Origin of the sequence: Amycolatopsis melonis (genome assembly GCF_040064235.1) — a bacterium.
Taxonomy (GTDB): Bacteria; Actinomycetota; Actinomycetes; order Mycobacteriales; family Pseudonocardiaceae; genus Amycolatopsis; species Amycolatopsis melonis.
Genome location: NZ_JBDZYD010000017.1, coordinates 236313 through 253652, shown reverse-complemented (window position 1 = coordinate 253652; position 17340 = coordinate 236313). Strand labels below are relative to the sequence as shown.

At 71.5% G+C, this 17340-nt stretch carries 15 protein-coding genes and 2 rRNA genes; 15 read left to right on the top strand and 2 right to left on the bottom strand.

Annotated features, from left to right (window positions below; translation table 11 throughout):
* The 12 genes from ABJI51_RS38760 to ABJI51_RS38705 all read left to right on the top strand — a co-directional run.
* Nucleotides 1–106: ribosomal RNA gene (locus tag ABJI51_RS38760) — 23S ribosomal RNA — on the top strand; the annotation flags it as partial.
* Between the two features lie 67 nt (nucleotides 107–173).
* Nucleotides 174–290 (top strand): 5S ribosomal RNA (gene rrf / locus ABJI51_RS38755).
* Between the two features lie 94 nt (nucleotides 291–384).
* The gene (locus ABJI51_RS38750) at nucleotides 385–2352 is read left to right on the top strand and encodes a hypothetical protein (RefSeq protein ID WP_348956134.1); all 1968 of its coding nucleotides are present in this window, start codon (nucleotides 385–387) and stop codon (nucleotides 2350–2352) included.
* A complete protein-coding gene (locus ABJI51_RS38745; protein ID WP_348956133.1) occupies nucleotides 2345–3316 on the top strand; it encodes an HAD-IIA family hydrolase in 972 nt (323 codons plus the stop codon). The genes ABJI51_RS38750 and ABJI51_RS38745 overlap by 8 nt, the downstream gene beginning before the upstream one ends.
* Before the next feature lie 17 nt (nucleotides 3317–3333).
* A complete protein-coding gene (locus ABJI51_RS38740) occupies nucleotides 3334–3531 on the top strand; it encodes a hypothetical protein (protein WP_348956141.1) in 198 nt (65 codons plus the stop codon).
* A gap of 5 nt (nucleotides 3532–3536) precedes the next feature.
* Nucleotides 3537–4364, top strand: coding sequence for a TlyA family RNA methyltransferase (locus ABJI51_RS38735; protein WP_348956132.1), 828 nt, complete (start codon nucleotides 3537–3539; stop codon nucleotides 4362–4364).
* Nucleotides 4361–5287, top strand: coding sequence for an NAD kinase (locus tag ABJI51_RS38730; protein ID WP_348956131.1), 927 nt, complete (start codon nucleotides 4361–4363; stop codon nucleotides 5285–5287). The genes ABJI51_RS38735 and ABJI51_RS38730 overlap by 4 nt, the downstream gene beginning before the upstream one ends.
* Before the next feature lie 90 nt (nucleotides 5288–5377).
* Entirely contained in the window at nucleotides 5378–7156 is a 1779-nt protein-coding gene (recN, locus tag ABJI51_RS38725; RefSeq protein ID WP_348956140.1) for a DNA repair protein RecN, read from the top strand.
* A 52-nt stretch (nucleotides 7157–7208) separates the two neighbouring features.
* The gene (locus ABJI51_RS38720; protein WP_348956130.1) at nucleotides 7209–8201 is read left to right on the top strand and encodes a zinc-binding alcohol dehydrogenase family protein; all 993 of its coding nucleotides are present in this window, start codon (nucleotides 7209–7211) and stop codon (nucleotides 8199–8201) included.
* On the top strand, nucleotides 8198–9373 hold the full coding sequence (locus tag ABJI51_RS38715) for a DUF1266 domain-containing protein (protein WP_348956129.1): 1176 nt from the start codon (nucleotides 8198–8200) through the stop codon (nucleotides 9371–9373). The genes ABJI51_RS38720 and ABJI51_RS38715 overlap by 4 nt, the downstream gene beginning before the upstream one ends.
* Before the next feature lie 98 nt (nucleotides 9374–9471).
* Nucleotides 9472–10656 (top strand): putative cytokinetic ring protein SteA, encoded by a 1185-nt coding sequence (gene steA / locus ABJI51_RS38710; RefSeq protein WP_348956128.1) that lies wholly within the window; start codon nucleotides 9472–9474, stop codon nucleotides 10654–10656.
* Nucleotides 10653–11603 carry a copper transporter gene (locus tag ABJI51_RS38705; protein ID WP_348956127.1) on the top strand — a complete coding sequence of 317 codons (951 nt, stop codon included), beginning with the start codon at nucleotides 10653–10655 and terminating at the stop codon, nucleotides 11601–11603. Before steA ends, ABJI51_RS38705 begins: the two co-directional genes overlap by 4 nt.
* A gap of 11 nt (nucleotides 11604–11614) precedes the next feature.
* On the opposite strand, the gene ABJI51_RS38700 is transcribed toward ABJI51_RS38705, so the two are convergent.
* Both ABJI51_RS38700 and ABJI51_RS38695 read right to left on the bottom strand, forming a co-directional pair.
* On the bottom strand, nucleotides 11615–12322 hold the full coding sequence (locus ABJI51_RS38700; RefSeq protein WP_348956126.1) for an aspartate/glutamate racemase family protein: 708 nt from the start codon (nucleotides 12320–12322) through the stop codon (nucleotides 11615–11617).
* Nucleotides 12319–13740: an NCS1 family nucleobase:cation symporter-1 gene (locus ABJI51_RS38695; RefSeq protein WP_348956125.1), complete on the bottom strand. Its 1422-nt coding sequence runs from the start codon at nucleotides 13738–13740 to the stop codon at nucleotides 12319–12321. Before ABJI51_RS38695 ends, ABJI51_RS38700 begins: the two co-directional genes overlap by 4 nt.
* A gap of 149 nt (nucleotides 13741–13889) precedes the next feature.
* Here ABJI51_RS38695 and ABJI51_RS38690 point away from each other — a divergent pair, with 149 nt between their 5' ends.
* From ABJI51_RS38690 to ABJI51_RS38680, 3 genes are all read left to right on the top strand, one after another.
* On the top strand, nucleotides 13890–14558 hold the full coding sequence (locus ABJI51_RS38690; protein ID WP_348956124.1) for a GntR family transcriptional regulator: 669 nt from the start codon (nucleotides 13890–13892) through the stop codon (nucleotides 14556–14558).
* Between the two features lie 162 nt (nucleotides 14559–14720).
* On the top strand, nucleotides 14721–15905 hold the full coding sequence (locus ABJI51_RS38685; RefSeq protein WP_348956123.1) for a S53 family peptidase: 1185 nt from the start codon (nucleotides 14721–14723) through the stop codon (nucleotides 15903–15905).
* Nucleotides 15906–16130: 225 nt separating this feature from the next.
* The gene (locus ABJI51_RS38680) at nucleotides 16131–17282 is read left to right on the top strand and encodes an acyltransferase (protein WP_348956122.1); all 1152 of its coding nucleotides are present in this window, start codon (nucleotides 16131–16133) and stop codon (nucleotides 17280–17282) included.
* Nucleotides 17283–17340: the final 58 nt, after the last annotated feature.

Sequence of the window (17340 nt, the reverse complement as noted above, 5' to 3'; positions counted from 1 at the left end):
TGTGGGTTAAGGCCCCCAACAGACCATTGGGTTGATAGGCCAGAAATGGAAGCACAGTAATGTGTTGTCGAGTTGACTGGTACTAATAGGCCGAGGACTTGCCTACGAAGATGTTACGCATCCACTCTACAGCTCTGAAACACCACACTAGGGTGTGTGTTGTTTCGTAGTGTTTCGGTGGTTATAGCGTCAGGGAAACGCCCGGTCCCATTCCGAACCCGGAAGCTAAGCCTGACAGCGCCGATGGTACTGCAACCGAAGGGTTGTGGGAGAGTAGGACACCGCCGAACTTACCTTCCGTACGGCCCGTTAGGATAGCCAGTTGGCTGCCCTAGCGGGCCGTACGCGTATGTCCAGATCATGATTTTCACGGCAGGAGGCCAGGTGTCCGAGTTCGGTCGACGAGACTCAGCGGATGATGGGTCCGGCCGGTCGGCACGCCGGGACGATGACTCCCGGGGCCGGTCGGACGCACCCCGGGGAGACAGGCGCGGCGCGCGGCAGGACCGCGGCGGCCGCGACGGCGGCTACCAGGGCCGGCCGCGCCGTGACGACCGCGGAGTCCGCGGCGGCGGCAAGCCGTACCGCGGCGGCGACGGTCCCCGCGACCGCGACCAGCGCGGAGGTTCGGCAGGCCAGGGCCGCAACTTCCCCGACCGCGACGACCGCCGCGGCGGCGGCTACACAGGCCGCCCCTCCGCCGGACGCCCGGACGACCGTGGCGGCAACCGCACAGCCGGCCGCTACGACGACCGCGGCGGCAACCGTTCCGGCGGGCGCTTCGACAACCGCAGCGACAACCGTTCCGGCGGCCGCTACGACGACCGCAGCGACAACCGCTCCGGCGGCCGCTTCGACGACCGCAGCGACAATCGTTCCGGCGGCCGGTACGAGGATCGTGGCGGCAATCGTTCCGGCGGGCGGTATGAGGACCGCGGCGACAACCGTTCCGGTGGGCGCTTCGACAACCGCAGCGACAATCGTTCCGGCGGCCGCTACGACGACCGCAGCGACAACCGCCCGGGTAGCCGTTACGAGGACCGTGGTGGCAATCGTTCCGGCGGCCGCTACGAAGACCGTGGCAGCAGCCGCCCCAGTGGGCGGTACGAGGACCGTGGCAGCGATCGCTCTGGCAGCCGTTACGAAGACCGTGGTGGCGACCGTTCCGGCGGGCGTTACGACAACCGCAGCGACAACCGCTCTGGCGGCCGGTACGAGGATCGTGGCGGCAATCGTTCCGGCGGGCGGTACGAGGACCGCGGTGGCAATCGTTCCGGCGGGCGGTACGAGGACCGTGGCGGCGATCGCTCTGGCAGCCGCTTCGACAAGCGTGACGACAGTCGTTCCGGCGGCCGCTACGAGGACCGCGGCGGCGATCGTTCCGGCGGCCGGTCCGACAAGCCCGGCCGCAGCTTCGACGACCGCGGCGGCCGTCCCGGGGGTGGGCGTCCGCAGGGCAAGTCGTCCTACGGTGACCGGAAGCCTCGCTGGGAAGACCGTGGCGGCTCCGGGAAGCGCGATGACGAGCGCAGCACCCGTTCGGGTGGTTTCCAGCGTCGCGACGAAGACCGCAGCCGCGATCGGCGCGAGGACCGTCGGGCGCCTCAGCCGAAGTTCGGGGGCGGGGCTCCGCTCGACGACGAGGCCCTCGCCAAGGAACTTCTCGAAGCTCCCGAACTCCCCGAGGACATCGAGTTCTCCGACCTCGACGAGGACGCCCGCCGCGAGCTGCGGACGCTTCCGAAGGGCCTGGCCGAAACCGTCGGGAAGCACCTCGTCGCCGCCGGGGGGCTGATCGACAGCGATCCCGAGGCCGCCCTCGAACATGCCAAGTACGCCAAGGCCAAGGCCTCGCGCGTGCCGATCGTGCGCGAAGCTCTCGGGCTCGTCGCCTACCACGCTGGCAACTGGTCGGAGGCCCTCTCCGAACTGCGGGCCGTGCGGCGGATGACGCGCAGCGACGACCACATCGCCATCATCGCCGACGCCGAGCGGGCGCTGGGCCGTCCCGAACGGGCGCTCGACCTCGCCAAGGAGGTCGACACCGCCAAGCTGACCAAGGCCACCCAGATCGAACTCGCGATCGTCGCGGCCGGGGCGCGGCGGGACCTCGGGCAGCTCGATGCCGCCGTCGTCTCCCTCCAGGGCGACGACCTCAAGCCCGAGAAGCGCGACCCCTGGAGCGCCCGCCTCTTCTACGCCTACGCCGACAACCTCGCGGCTGCCGGCCGCAAGGAAGAAGCCGTCCAGTGGTTCCTCAACGCCGCTGAGGCCGACGCCGAAGACGAGACCGACGCCGCCGAGCGGGCCGCCGACCTGTCGAACGAAGGCGAGACCGGCGCCGATGAGTGACGCCCTCCTCGCGGCCTACGACGCGGTCCTCTTCGACCTCGACGGCACCGTCTACCACGGCACCCGGGTCATCCCGGGTGCCCCGGAGACGGTGCGGGCCGCGCGGGAGCACGGCACCTCCGTCCGGTTCGTCACCAACAACGCCTCCAAGGCACCTGACGAGGTCGTTGCGCACCTCACCGGGCTCGGCATGCCGTCCGAGCCCGCCGAGGTGCACACCAGCGCCCAGGCCGGGGCCGTGCTGCTGCAGGAACGGCTCGAGCCCGGCGACGAGGTCCTCGTCGTCGGGACCTCGTCGCTCGCCGACGAGGTCGCCCGCGCCGGCCTGGAACCCGTGCGGCGGCACGGGGACCGCGTCCGGGCCGTCGTGCAGGGGCACTCGCCCGACAACACCTGGGCCGCGCTCGCCGAGGCATGCCTGGCCATCCGGGCCGGCGCGCTGTGGGTTGCCTGCAACGTCGACGCGACGCTGCCCAGCGAACGCGGCCTGCTGCCCGGGAACGGCTCGATGGTCGCCGCGCTGCGGACCGCCACCGACGTCGTGCCGCTCGTCGCCGGGAAGCCCGAACCGCTGCTGTTCGAGACCGCCGCCCGGTCCGCGGGTGCCGACCGGCCGCTGGTCGTCGGGGACCGGCTGGACACCGACATCGCCGGCGCCGTCTCCGCGGGCATCGACTCGCTGGTCGTGCTTTCCGGTGTCGCGACGCCGAAGCAGCTGATCGAGGCCATCCCGGCCGAGCGCGGCACCTACCTCGCCCGTGACCTCACCGCGCTCACCGAGCCCGCCGATGACCTGCGGATCGGGCCGCGGCCGGGCTGGTCGGTGCAGGTGCGGGACGACGTCCTGGTCGCGTCCGGCGACGGTGACGATCTGGACCTGCTCCGCGCGCTGTGCCACTCGGCGTGGGAAACCGGCATCACGGCGATCGACGGGGACGCCGAGGCACGGCTGGGCCTCTCCTGACTGATACCGTGAGTGACGTGCAGGACCATCCCTATCCCGTTCCGGGCCCGCCGCCCGGCGCGTTCTCGCAGCAGACCGACCCGCGTGCCGGCATCGACGAAGCCGTCGCCGGACTGGACGATCTGGACGCGCTGCCGCTCGCCGAGCACGTCGAGCGCTTCGACGCCGTGCACACCGAGCTGACCGTCGCCCTGTCCAGCATCGACAAGGTCTGACCGGCGTGCCCAAGCGGGCCCGCCTCGACGCGGAACTGGTTCGGCGCGGCCTCGCCCGGTCGCGCGAACAGGCGTCGGCCCTGATCACCGGCGGCAAGGTCACCGTGCGCGGCATGGTCGCGACCAAGCCCGCCACCGGCGTGGAATCCGATGCCCCCATCGTCGTCAAGGACGAGGACGACCCCGGCTGGGCCTCCCGGGGCGCGCACAAGCTCCTCGGCGCCCTCGAGGCGTTCACGGACCTGAGCGTCGAAGGCAAGCGCTGCCTCGACGCCGGCGCGTCCACCGGCGGGTTCACCGACGTCCTGCTCCGGCACGGCGCCGCGACCGTGATCGCCGCCGACGTCGGCCGCGGCCTGCTGGACTGGCGGATCCGCACCGACGACCGGGTGGTCGTCATGGACCGCACCAACGTCCGCAACCTGACTCCCGAGGACCTCGGCGGGCAGGTCGACCTCGTCGTCGGCGACCTGTCGTTCATCTCGCTCAAGCTCGTGCTGCCCGCGCTCGCCGCGTGCGCGCGCGACGGCGCCGACCTGGTGCCGATGGTGAAACCGCAGTTCGAGGTCGGCAAGGACCGGCTGGGCAGCGGCGGCGTGGTCCGCGACCCGCAGCTGCGCGCGGAATCCGTGCTCATGGTCATCGACGAGGCCGCGAAACTCGGCCTCGCGCTGCGCGGGGTGACCGCCAGCCCGCTGCCGGGACCGTCCGGGAACGTCGAGTACTTCGTGTGGCTCCGCAAAGAACACGTGGCCGAGTCCACTGTGGACGGGGTAGACAGGTCTGAGGCCGAGCGGCTCGTCCACGCCGCCGTCGAGGAAGGGCCCGCATGACCACCGAACGTGAAGTGCTCCTCATGGTGCACCCCGACCGCGACGCGACCGGCGAAGCCGCGCGCGAGGTCTCGGCGCGCTTCGCCAAGGCCGGCATCCGCATCCGGGTGATCGAGGACGACGTCTGCCGGCTCATCGACCCGGACCTGCACGGCGTCGGCGCGACCTGCACCGTCGTGGACCCGGCGGGCAACCCCGCCGACGGCGTCGAGCTGGTCTTCGTCCTCGGCGGCGACGGCACGCTGCTGCGCGCGGCCGAGCTGGCCCGCCCGGCCGGGGTGCCGGTGCTGGGCGTCAACCTCGGGCGCGTCGGCTTCCTCGCCGAGGCCGACTCCGACGCGCTGGCCGACACCGTGCAGCGCGTCGTCGACGGCGACTACCAGGTCGAAGAGCGGATGACCATCGACGTCACGGTCACTCACGACGGCGAAGAGGTCGCCCGCACCTGGGCACTCAACGAGGCCAGCGTGGAGAAGAGCAGCCGCGAGCGGGTGCTCGACGCGCTGATCGAGGTCGACGGCCGTCCCGTCTCGGCGTTCGGCTGCGACGGTGTGCTCTGCGCCACACCGACCGGTTCGACGGCGTACGCGTTCTCGGCGGGCGGCCCGATCATCTGGCCGGACGTCCAGGCGCTGCTGGTGGTCCCGAGCAATGCGCACGCGATGTTCTCGCGGCCGCTGGTCGTCTCGCGCGACTCGGTGATCACGGTCGGGATCGACCCCGACGGCTCGCCCGCGGTCCTGACCTGCGACGGAACCCGGCCCATCGATCTGGAACCGGGTGCTCGGGTGCGGGTGACCTGCGGCAAGATCCCGGTGCGGCTGGTGCGCCTGTGGGACGGCCCGTTCACCGACCGGCTGGTGCAGAAGTTCTCGCTGCCGGTGAAGAGCTGGCGGGAGCGGCACGCACGCCCCTGCGACTGAGCACCGCTCGGCGATTTATTCGAACACATTGGCGACGCGCCGGGTGCCCGCGCGCGCAGAGTGTCGGTGGTGGCCGCTACCGTAGGCGGCGTGCTGGCCGAGATGCGCATCCAGGGCCTCGGAGTCATCGAGGACGCCCTGCTGGAACTGCACGCGGGCTTCACCGTCGTGACCGGTGAGACCGGTGCCGGGAAGACCATGGTCGTCACCGGGCTGCACCTGCTGTCCGGGGGCCGCGCCGAGGTGTCCAAGGTCCGGACGGGAATGCTCAAGGCATTCGTCGAAGGGCGGTTCACCTACGCCGGCGTCGAAGGCGCCGAGCGGATCGTCACCGAAGCCGGTGCCGACGTGGACGAGGATGGCAGCGTGATCGCGCTGCGCGCGGTCGCCGTCGACGGGCGCTCCCGCGCCCACCTCGGCGGGCGGTCCGTGCCCGTCGGCGTGCTCGCGGAGCTGTCCGAGCAGCTGATCGCGGTGCACGGGCAGAACGACCAGCTGCGGCTGCTGCGCCCGGCCGAGCAGCGCGCGGTCATCGACCGGTTCGCCGGCGACTCCGTCGCGAAGCCCCTGCAGGCCTACCGGGAGATCCGGGCCGAATGGCTCGCGGTGATCGCGGAGCTGACCGAGCGCTCGACCCGCTCGCGCGAGATGGCGCAGCAGGCCGACCTGCTCAAGCACGGGCTCACCGAGATCGACGCCGTCGCCCCGGAACCGGGCGAGGACGTCGAGCTTACCGAGCAGATCAAGCGGCTCGCGGCGGTCGACGAGCTGCGGGCGGCCGCGACCGAGGCGCACATCGCCGTCTCCGGCTCCCCGGACGGCGATCCGGACGCCCCCGGCGCGGCCGGGCTCGTCTCCGAAGCACTGCGGCGGCTTTCGACGTCGGAGGACGCCGTGCTGCGGGAGCTGGCACCGCGGCTGGAGGAGGCGTCGGTGCTGCTCGCCGACGTCGGCGCCGAGCTGGGCAGTTACGTCGAGACGCTGGACGCCGACCCGGCGCTGCTGGAGAAGGTGCTGGCCCGCCAGGCCGACCTCAAGCGGCTGACCCGCAAGTACGCCGCGGACGTCGACGGTGTGCTCGCCTGGGCCGACGACGCGCGCCGCCGCCTGGAATCGATGGACACCTCCGAGGAGGCGCTCGCCGAGCTGGCGCTGCGGCGCGACCAGCTCGCGGTGCAGCTGGCCGCGCACGCCGCCGAGGTCTCGGCCGCGCGGGAGAAGGCGGCGGCCGAGCTGGCCGCGGAGATCACCCGCGAGCTGTCCGGGCTGGCGATGGGCCAGGCCGCGATCGAGGTGACGGTCGAGCAGCGCCCGGCCGAGCACGGCGACACCCACGCGCTGACCATCGACGGCCGCGCGGTGCACGCGGGCCCGGACGGCGTGGACGACGTCGAGCTGCTGCTGCGTGCGCACGACGGCGCGCCGCCGCTGCCGGTCCACAAGGCCGCCTCCGGCGGTGAGCTGTCGCGGGTGATGCTGGCGATCGAGGTGGTCCTCGCGCACGCGGACACCGTGCAGACGCTGGTGTTCGACGAGGTCGACGCCGGGGTCGGCGGCCGCGCGGCGGTCGAGATCGGGCGGCGGCTGGCCCGGCTCGCGCGCACGCACCAGGTCCTCGTGGTCACCCACCTGCCGCAGGTGGCGGCGTTCGCCGACCAGCACCTGGTGGTGGACAAGGGCCACAGCGGCGGCGTGACGCGCAGCGGCGTGAAGACCCTCGACCAGGCCGAGCGGGTCAGCGAGCTGGCCAGGATGCTCGCCGGCCTGGACAACGAGACGGGCCGCGCGCACGCCGAGGAGCTGCTGGCGACGGCGGAGAAGGACAAGGCGGAGTTCCAGCCGAAACGGAAGCGGGCCAAGAAGAAGTAGCCGCCGGGAAATAGTCTTCGCGGGACAAGCCGTCTGCGAAGGAAGGACCCCGATGCGTGCGGTCGTGCTCTCCGGGCCCGGTCCCGTCGAGAACCTCGAACTGACCGAGCTCCCGCTGCCCGCGACGAAACCCGGCTGGGTGCGGATCGCGGTCCGGGCGTTCGGGCTCAACCGGTCGGAGCTGCACACCCGGCTCGGCCTGGCCGAAGGCGTCACGTTCCCGCGCGTGCCCGGCATCGAGGCCGTCGGCGTCGTCGACGAAGACCCCGACGGGCTCCTGCCGCCCGGGCAGCAGGTCGCGACGATGATGGGCGGGATGGGCCGCACGTTCGACGGCGGCTACGCCGAATACACGCTCGTCCCGCGGACGCAGGTGATCCCGTTCCGCAGCGACCTGCCGTGGGCGGTGCTCGGCCAGGTCCCGGAGACGCTGCAGACCGCGTACGGCTCGCTCACCACCGGCCTCGACCTGCGGAAGGGCCAGACGCTGCTGATCCGCGGCGGCACGTCCGCCCTCGGCTTCGCCACCGCCACTCTGGCACGCGACCTCGGCGCCACCGTCCTCGCCACCACGCGGCAGCCGGACCGGCTCGAGACGTTGCGCGCGCACGGCGTGGACCACCCGCTTCTCGACGACGGCGACATCGCCGGGCAGGTCCGCGAGATCGTCCCCGGCGGTGTCGACGCGGCGCTCGAACTCGTCGGGACGCCGACCCTGCCGGACACGCTGAAGGCCACGCGCGTGCACGGCACCGTCTGCTTCACCGGCATGCTGTCCAACCAGTGGATCGTCAAAGATTTCTATCCGATCGGTTACCTTCCCGCCGGGGTGCGGCTGACCGCTTATGGTGGTGAGGCGGACGACCTGCCCGCCTCCGTCCTCCAGCGGTACCTCGATCGCATCGCCTCCGGCGAAGCGAGCCTCGGCCCGGCCAAGGTGTACCCGATGACGGAGATCCGGCAGGCGCACGACGACCTGGAGCACAACCGGACGGCGGGCAAGCTCGTCGTGCTGACCGGCCGAGCGGAGGGAGCCGCCCCGTGATCCTGCCGCCGCCCGCCGACGTCGAAGCCCAGCTCGCCGCCGCCCGGCGGGACAGCGACCTCGACCGCTACCTCGGCCTCCTCGCCGGCGAGGAGCTGTTCGTGCCGATCCGGCGGGTGGACGCCCGCAGCATCCTCGACGAGCGGGCGGAGACGTTCCCGAACGTCTACCACGAGACCGGCGGCGACGAGTTCCTGCAGGTCTTCACCCGCGGCGCGCTGCCCGACCTCGGCCCGGACATCGTGGTCATGAGCGGCGCGCTGGACTGGGCGGTCGACGGCGTCGGGCGGCACGAGCGGGTCGTGTTCAACCGCGGCACGCGCGGTGAGTGGCGGCTGCCGGGGGCGACCCTGCAGCCCTGGCTCGACGCGCACCTCGACGACGTCACGCCGCTGGAAGAGCAGGTCGAACGGCTGATCACCGCGTCGTACGGGCACCTGGACGGCCCGATCGCGCACGCGCTGGCCTGCGGTGCCCACCTGGCGGTGCTCAACGCGGCGCCGTGGAACGTCCTCGACGGCCGCTACCACGACTACGTCGCCGAGGTCCGCGGGCTGCGGGACTGGTGGGGCGTGCCGGACCCGCCGGGCTGGCGCGCGACCATGGCCGGGCTGATCGGTGACGGCTACGCGCTGACGCCCGGCAACCTGGCGCTGATGCTGCGCCTGCGGTTCGCCGCCGAATACGGGCTGCCGGGCGGCGAGTTCGACCCGGTGACGTGGGCGGGGCTGGCGGACCGCTGGTGTGCGGACAACGATGCCGCGGACCAGGCGGACGAGCTGCGGCAGGTCGTGCGCCGGGTGTCGCGCTACGAACAGCGGTTCCGCGCCGACGGCCTGCTCGACGCCGACGGGTTCGTCACGACGGCGCTGTCCTGGGACGTCGGCCGCGCGGTCACCATCGCCCGCAGCGGGCTGGCGGCGGGGTACTGCGACGCGCTGACCGCCGAGCTGATGGTGCTCGAAGCCGGTTCCCTCGCCCGCCGTTACCACCAGTCATGGGCCGACCTGTCGGCGGGGTACGTCATGGGACGGCTGCTGCACGACGGCGAAGACGAGTTCGGCGACTGGTACGCGGCGGCCGTGCGGGTCCACCACCTGCTCCTTCGGGATCCGGCGAGCCCGTGGCTGAACCTGGGGTTCGGGTCTCTTTCGGAGGAGTCCGACGCCTGACCCGCGCGGGGGAGAGCGACGGGGCTCACCACAACGGGTCACGACGGCTACGGCGTGGCGTACGTCGTCCCACGAGCAAATTTGTCACCATCGGCCACATGAAGCTCACGGGTCTGCTCACGCGGAATCAAGAACCCCTCCCGGGGATCACCGGGGTCGCCCGGGTCGACCGCCGCACCCGGGAGCTGCTGCGCCGGATCAGTCCCGGCGACATCGTCGTGCTCGACCAGCTGGACCTCGACCGCGCGACGGCCGACGCCCTGGTGGAGGCCGAGGTCGCGGGCGTGGTCAACGCGTCGCCGTCGATCTCCGGCCGGTTCCCGAACATGGGACCGGAGATCCTCGTCGCGGCCGGCATCCCGCTCGTCGACTCGGTCGGCGGCGAGCTGCTGCGCACGATCAAGGACGGCACGAAGCTGCGGCTGCACGACGGTGTCGTGTACGTCGGCGAGCGGCAGGTCGCCTCCGGCATCGAGCAGACCGCCGAGAGCGTCGCCGACCAGATGATCGAGGCCAAGGCCGGGATGTCGACGCAGCTGGAGGCGTTCTCGGCGAACACCATCGAGTTCCTGCGCCGCGAGCGCACGCTGATCCTCGACGGCGTCGGCGTGCCGGAGCTGAAGGTCCCGATCCGCGACCGGCACGTGCTGGTCGTGGCGGGCGGCAACGGGCACCTCGAAGACCTCAAGAAGCTCAAGAAGTACATCGCCGAGCATCGGCCGGTGCTGATCGGCGTCGACGCGGGCGCCGACACCCTGCGCGTGCAGGGGTACCGGCCGGACGTCGTCGTCGGCGACCCGACCGGCATCGGCACCGCGACCCTGCGCGGCGGCGGCGAGGTCGTGGTGCCCGCCCAGCCGGACGGGCACGCGCCCGGCGTCGAGCGGATCCAGGACCTGGGGATCGGCGCGGTGACGTTCCCCGCATCCGGCAACGCCGAGGACCTCGCGCTGCTGCTGGCCGACGCGCACGGCGCGAGCCTGGTCGTCACCGTCGGCTTCCAGGCCACGCTGCGGGAGTTCCTCGACCACGGCCGGTCCGGCTCGAACCCGTCGACGTTCCTCACGCGGCTGAAGCTCGGCACGAAGCTCGTCGACGGCAAGGCGGTGGCGACGCTGCACCGCAGCCGCGTGTCGATCGGCGCGGTCGTCCTGCTCGTGCTCGCCGCGGTGGTGGTGGTCGCCGCGGCACTGCTGGTGTCCGATGTGGGCTCGGTCTACGTGGACTGGCTCCGGCACACCTGGAATTCGTTCGCCGGCTGGGTCAAGGGGCTCTTCACGTGATTTCGCTGCGCTACCACGTCGTTTCCATCGCCGCCTGCTTCCTCGCGCTGGCCGTCGGCGTCGTGCTCGGCTCGACCGCCCTGAACGGCACGCTGCTGTCCGGGCTGGCCGGGGAGAAGAAGGACCTGGGCAGCCAGGTCGCGGACCTCGAAGCGCAGCGCAACGCGCTCAACGCGCGGCTGGCCGACGCGGACGCGTTCGCCGGCTCGATGGGCCCGAAGGTCGTCGCGGGCGCGCTGGACAAGCGGTCGGTGGTGCTGGTGACCACCGAGGACGCGCGCCCGGCCGACCGCGACGCGCTGAAGAAGCTGGTCGGCCAGGCCGGTGCCGCGGTGACCGGCGAGGTCCAGCTGACCGCGGCGTTCGCCGACCCGGACAAGGCCGACCAGCTGCGCGACGTCGTCACGCGGCTGCAGCCTGCCGGGGCGAAGTTCCCGACCGCGGGCGACTCCGGCACGCTCGCCGGCGCGCTGCTCGGTTCGGTGCTGCTGCTGGACAAGACGACGGCGAAGCCGCAGTCCTCGGGCGAGGAGCTGGCGGCCGCGCTCGGCGGGCTCACCGACGGCGGGTTCGTCAAGGCGGGCCCGGACGTCAAGCCTGCCCAGCTGGCGATCGTGCTGACCGGCGCGCAGGCGACCGGCGAGAGCGCGGGCGACCGCGCGGCGACGATCGCCCGGTTCGCCACGCAGCTCGACCGCAGCGGAGCGGGCACGGTCCTGGCGGGCGACGCCGGATCTGCCGACGGCACCGGGGCGCTGGGCGTGGTCCGCGCGGACACCTCGGCGACGTCGATCCTGTCCACTGTGGACAATGTGGACACCTCGGCGGGCCGGGTGAGCACGATCCTGGCGCTGAAGGAACAGCTCGACGGCGGCGCGGGCCGCTACGGCATCGCGGGCAACGCGACGGCACCCGCCCCGGGCGTCACCAACCCCGACGGCAACTGACCGGCTTCAGCTCACGACGGCCAGGTGCGGCGCTTGTCCAACGGCCGGGCGTACGAACCCGCGCGGCTCGTGTTCAAGCCCAGGGCAACGAGGGATTCGGCGAGGCGGACCGCGGCCGCGACGCCGTCGATCACCGGGATGTCCAGCATCGTCGCGATCTTGCGGTCCAGCCCGGTCATTCCCGCGCAGCCGAGGACGAGGACCTCGGCTCCGGCGTCGCGCGCGCGGCGTCCGGCGGTGAGCAACGCCGACTCCGTGCGGCGTTCGTCGGTCAGCTCCAGCACGCCGAGCCCCGCGCCGGTGACCGTGACGCAGTTCTGTGCGACGCCCGCCGCGTGCAGGCTGTCCTCGATCAGGCCGCACGTGCGGTCCAAAGTGGTCACCACACCGTAGCGGCGGCCGAGCAGGCAGGCCAGGTGCGCGGCCGCTTCGGTGATGTCGACGACCGGGACGTCCAGCAGCTCGCGGGCACCCTCGCGGCCGTGCTCGCCGAAGCCGGCGAGCACCACCGCGTCGAACGGTTCATCCAGGCCCCGCAACAGGTCCAGCACCGCGGCCGCGGACAGGAAGCTGTCGAGCCAGCCCTCGGCCGACTCCGGACCCCACCGCGGTGTCCGGGCGAGGATCTCGGTGCCCGGGCTCGCCGCGGCCCGGGCACCGGCTTCGATCTCCTTCGTCATCGCCTCGGTGGTGTTGCAGTTGGTGACGACGATCCTCATCGATGCTTCCTCGAAACCGCGTAGTACACGAGTGCCGACGACGCCGTGCCGATGAACCATGAGTACGGCGCCGCGGGGCCGAAGAACGGCACCAGTGCGATGACTGCGGACAACGCGGCCGTCGGGAAGAACGTCACCAGCGCCCGCGGGTTCACCCGGGGGTACGCGCCGCCGTCGACGAACAGCTGGGCGACGTCGACCTTGCCGCGGCGGATCAGGTAGTAGTCCACGATCATGATCCCGAACAGCGGGCCGAGGAACGCGCCGAGCCCGCCGAGGAAGTAGTTGACCACTGCCGGGGAGGAGTACAGCTTCCACGGCAGCACGCACAGCGCGGCGACCGCGCTGATCATCCCGCCGATGGTGAACGTGATCCGCTTCGGCCAGATGTTGGCCAGGTCGTAGGCGGGGGAGACGAAGTTCGCGACGATGTTGACGCCCATGGTGGCGACGGCGAAGGTCAGCGCGCCGACGATGAGCACCGGCGTGTTGTGCACCTTCGCCAGCAGCTCGGCCGGGTCGGTGATGGCCTCGCCGAACACCTGCATGCTGCCCGCGGTGACGATCACCGACAGCAGCGCGAACGCCGTCGAGTTGATCGGCAGGCCCCAGAAGTTGCCGCGCTTGACCGTCTTCTGGTCCGGCGCGAAGCGGGAGAAGTCGCAGAAGTTCAGCATGAGCGTGCCGTAGGTGGCCAGGATGAGCCCGGCCGCGCCGAACCACTGCCGGATCTGCTCGCCGGTCGAAAGCTGTTTCGGGCTGCTGGTGAAGGAGATGTTCCAGTGCCCGGCGGCGAGAATCCACACGGCGAGCGCGATCATCACGACCCAGATCGCCGGCCCGCACCAGTCCTGGAACTTGCGCACGGACTCCATGCCGCGGGTCAGGATCAGCGCCTGGACCGCCCACAGCGCGACGAAACAGATCCAGCCGAGCGCGTGCAGGCCGAGGAAACCGTGCTCGGTCAACGGTTTCAGGCCGGGGTCGATGGCGAGCACGAGCAGCGTGATGGCCACGCTCGCGAGGTAGGTCTGGATGCCGTACCAGAAGATCGCGATGATGGCGCGGATCAGCGCGGGCAGGTTGGCGCCGAACGTGCCGAAGCTGATCCGCGCCACGACCGGGAAGGGCACGCCGGTGCGCTGGCCGATCCGGCCCATCAGGTTCATCCCGAAGTAGATGATGATGAACCCGAACAGCAGGGCGGTGAACACCTGCCAGGCGGACAGGCCGAGCACGAACAGCCCGGCCGCGAAGGTGTAGTTGCCGAGGTTGTGCACGTCGGACATCCACAGCGCGAAGATGTCGTAGACCTTCCACCGGCGTTCCTTCGCGGGGGCGAGGTCCTCGTTCCACAGCCGGGGGTCGGGTGGCGGAGTTGTGTCTTGGTGGGGTTCCGTGAGCGGGGCGGCGGTCATGCAAGCCCTCCGATCGACGTGCGACGACGGCGATTTGGGATACCAAACTTTGGAATCCCAAATATCGCCCCGGCGTCCACGCGAGTCAACCCTTCCGCCGATAAACTCGTGTTACGGCCGGTTACGCCGGTGTTGAGGGAGGGGGCGCGGTGAACGAGCGGCAACCCCTCGCGGCCACGCGGCAGCGGGTCCGCGAGGAGCTGCGCGAACGGATCCTGACCGGACGCCTGCGCCCGGGCGACCGGCTGGTCGAGCGCGAGCTGGCCGAGGACCTCGGCGTCTCGCGCGTCCCGGTCCGCGAGGCCATCCGCAGCCTGGAGGCCGAGGGCTTCCTCGTCGTCCAGTCGCCGCGCCGGGTCGTCGTCCGGCAGCTCGCGCGCGTCGACGTCGAGGAGCTGTTCGACGTCCGGGAGGCGCTCGAAGGACTCGCCGCCGGGCTCGCCGCGGCGCGGGCCGGCGCGGCGGAACGGAAGCGGCTCGAACGCGTCCTCGCCGACGCCGCCCGCGCGACCGCCCGCGGTGACGCGGCCCGGATCCCGGTGCTCAACTCGCGCTTCCACGACGAGATCGTCGCCATCGCGGGCAACGCGCTGCTCAGCACGATGCTGCAGCCGCTGGAGGGCAGGCTCCGCTGGCTCACGAGCCAGAACGAGCACTGGGCCGACCTGCTCGACGAGCATCGCCGGCTCTACGAGGCGATAGTTTCCGGGGACGCCGAGCGCGCGAAGGCGTCCGCCGTGGAGCACGTGCGGGTGAACCGCGAAGTGACGCTGCGTTCCCTCTTCGGCGAAGAACCCGGGGAGCGGCCCGCGGGCTGAGGCCTGCCCGGTTTGGCGAAGATTGCGCGGGGGCGCCCGGTTTTTCAGCCATTGGCACCAGCGGTGACACGACTTTGGTCTGTGTCACGCGGCCGAACGGCTGCTTACGGTCTTCGCTCACCGGTCCCGCCGACCGGGTCCCCACCTTCCCGGAGGTTCACTGTGCGTAGAGCGACAGTATTCGCCGCAGCCTTCACCCTCGCCCTCACCACCGCCGGCATCGCCGACGCGGCCCCGGCGCCGCACGGCCACGCCCAGCGCGTCTGCTCGGCCGCGCCGGCCGGCTTCGCCGCGTGCAACGCCTGGATCGACACCGACACGACCTTCGCCGCCGCGCCGTCCGGGCTCGGCCCGGCCGACCTGCTGTCGGCGTACAACCTCGGCTCGCTCGCGGGCAGCGCCGGGGCCGGCCGCACGATCGCCATCGTCGACGCCTACGACGCCCCGACCGCTTTCTCCGACGTCAACGTCTACCGCGCGCAGTACGGCATCCCGGCACTCGCGTCCTGCACGCCGTCGTCGGTCAACGCCAGCACCACCCCGTGCTTCGCCAAGTCCAACCAGACCGGCGGGACCACCTACCCGCGCAAGGACGGCGGCTGGGCCCAGGAGATCTCGCTCGACGTCGACATGGCGTCGGCGATCTGCCCGAAGTGCAACATCCTGCTGGTCGAGGCGTCCTCGGCGAGCTTCACCGACCTCGGCACGGCGGTGAACACGGCCGTGAACCTGGGTGCCGAGGTGGTCAGCAACAGCTACGGCGGCAGCGAGTTCTCCAGCGAAGCGAGCGCCGAGGGCCAGTACTTCAACCACCCGGGCGTCGCGATCACGGTCAGCTCCGGCGACTCCGGCTACGGCGTCGAGTTCCCGGCCGCGTCGCGCTACGTGACTGCGGTCGGCGGCACCAGCCTGAAGAAGGCGTCGAACACCCGCGGCTGGAGCGAGACGGCGTGGAGCGGCGCGGGCAGCGGCTGCTCGGCCTACATCACCAAGCCGTCGTGGCAGACCGACAGCGGCTGCGGCAGGCGCACGGTCGCCGACGTCAGCGCGGTCGCCGACCCGGCCACCGGCGTCGCCGTCTACGACAGCACCGCCTACCAGGGCCGCTCGGGCTGGATGGTGTTCGGCGGCACCAGCGTCGCGGCTCCGGTCGTCGGCAGCGTCTACGCGCTCGGCGGTGTCACCGGCGTCACGGGCGCGAACACTGTGTACTCGCACACATCTTCGCTGTACGACGTGAGTGGCGGCAGCAACGGCTCGTGCGGCGGCAGCTACCTCTGCACCGCCGTGACCGGCTACGACGGCCCGACGGGCCTCGGTACGCCGAACGGCGGCACCGCCTTCTGACGCCAGGCGGACGGTCCGCCACACGGACGCCCGTGTGGTGGACCGTCACGCACCGCACTACCATGATCACGGAAACCCCGCTCTCCGAGCAAAAGTGGCATATCCGACACGCCCCATGAGCTCCGCCAACAGGCGCTTCCCAGTGGCTTCATGGGAAATTCACAGAATGGGTGGCAAGTCTGACAACGTGAACCACGCCGACGACGGTGCCGGACCGGTGGCACGATGACGACCGCCCAGGCCACACTCGAAGCACCCGCCCGCCGCACGAGACCGGGCGGCAAAGCGCCCTACCTGCACCAGATCGACCTGTTCCGGTTGGTCACGTTCGCCTGCGTCATCCTCATCCACGTGGTGGGCGCGACGAACTACGCGCAGGACGTGGGCGCCAACGCCGTCGAGACGCCGCTGCACTTCACGCGTGAGGCGTTCTTCGCGCTGACCGGCTTCGTGCTGGTGTTCCAGAACCGCCGCCGCGAGTTCACCGCCGCGGACTTCTGGCGACGGCGGCTGCCGCTGGTCGCGACGCCGTACCTGGCGTGGTCGATGTTCTTCTGGGCGTTCGCGCTGGTGACCGGCGAGCAGCAGCCGGGCTCGCTGGAGGCGTCGATGCGCCTGCTGCTGAAGGATCTCGTCACCGGCGGCGCCTGGTACCACCTGTACTTCCTGCTCGTGACGATGCAGGTCTACCTGCTGTTCCCGTGGCTGATCAAGCTCCTGCGGGCGACCGAGGGCAAGCACAGATGGCTGCTGCTCGGCAGTGGCGCGGTGCAGGTCGGCGTGACGTTCTTCATGACGTACCAGCCGTTCGGCGTCAGCTACGAGACCATCACCCACCTGTACGCCACGATCGTGCCGTACCAGTTCTACACACTGTTCGGTGCCGTGGTGGCCATGCACTTCGAGGCGGTGCACGCCTGGGCGGGCCGCCACCGGCTGCTGCTCGGCGGCGCGCTCGTCGCGGTGCTGGCGGGGACGGAGTGGTACTACCTCCGTACCGTCCACAAAGGAACGTTCCCGCAGGTGGCCAGCGACCCGTTCCAGCCGTACCTGATCCCGTGGTTCCTCACCGTGATCGCGGCGATCTACGCGTTCACGACGTGGTGGGCCGCGCGCCGCCGCGAGGGCAGCCGCGGCGCGCGGGTGGTGTCGTGGGCGGCGAACCGGTCGTTCAGCATCTTCCTCGTCCACCCGCTGGCGCTGGCCCTGCTCGGCCCGCTGATCCCGGTCGTGGCGGAACACTTCGGCGCGCCGTGGCTCAGCGTGATCATCTACGTCGCGACGATCGTCCTGACGATCCTGATCGTGGAGATCCTCCGGCGGCTGCCGGGCAGCCGGGCGCTCACCGGACGTCCCCGGCTGAAGGCCGCGGCCTGACCTCACCCGCACGGGTGGCCTCGGTCATAACCGGCGGCCGGGGCATGTCACAGCGCGC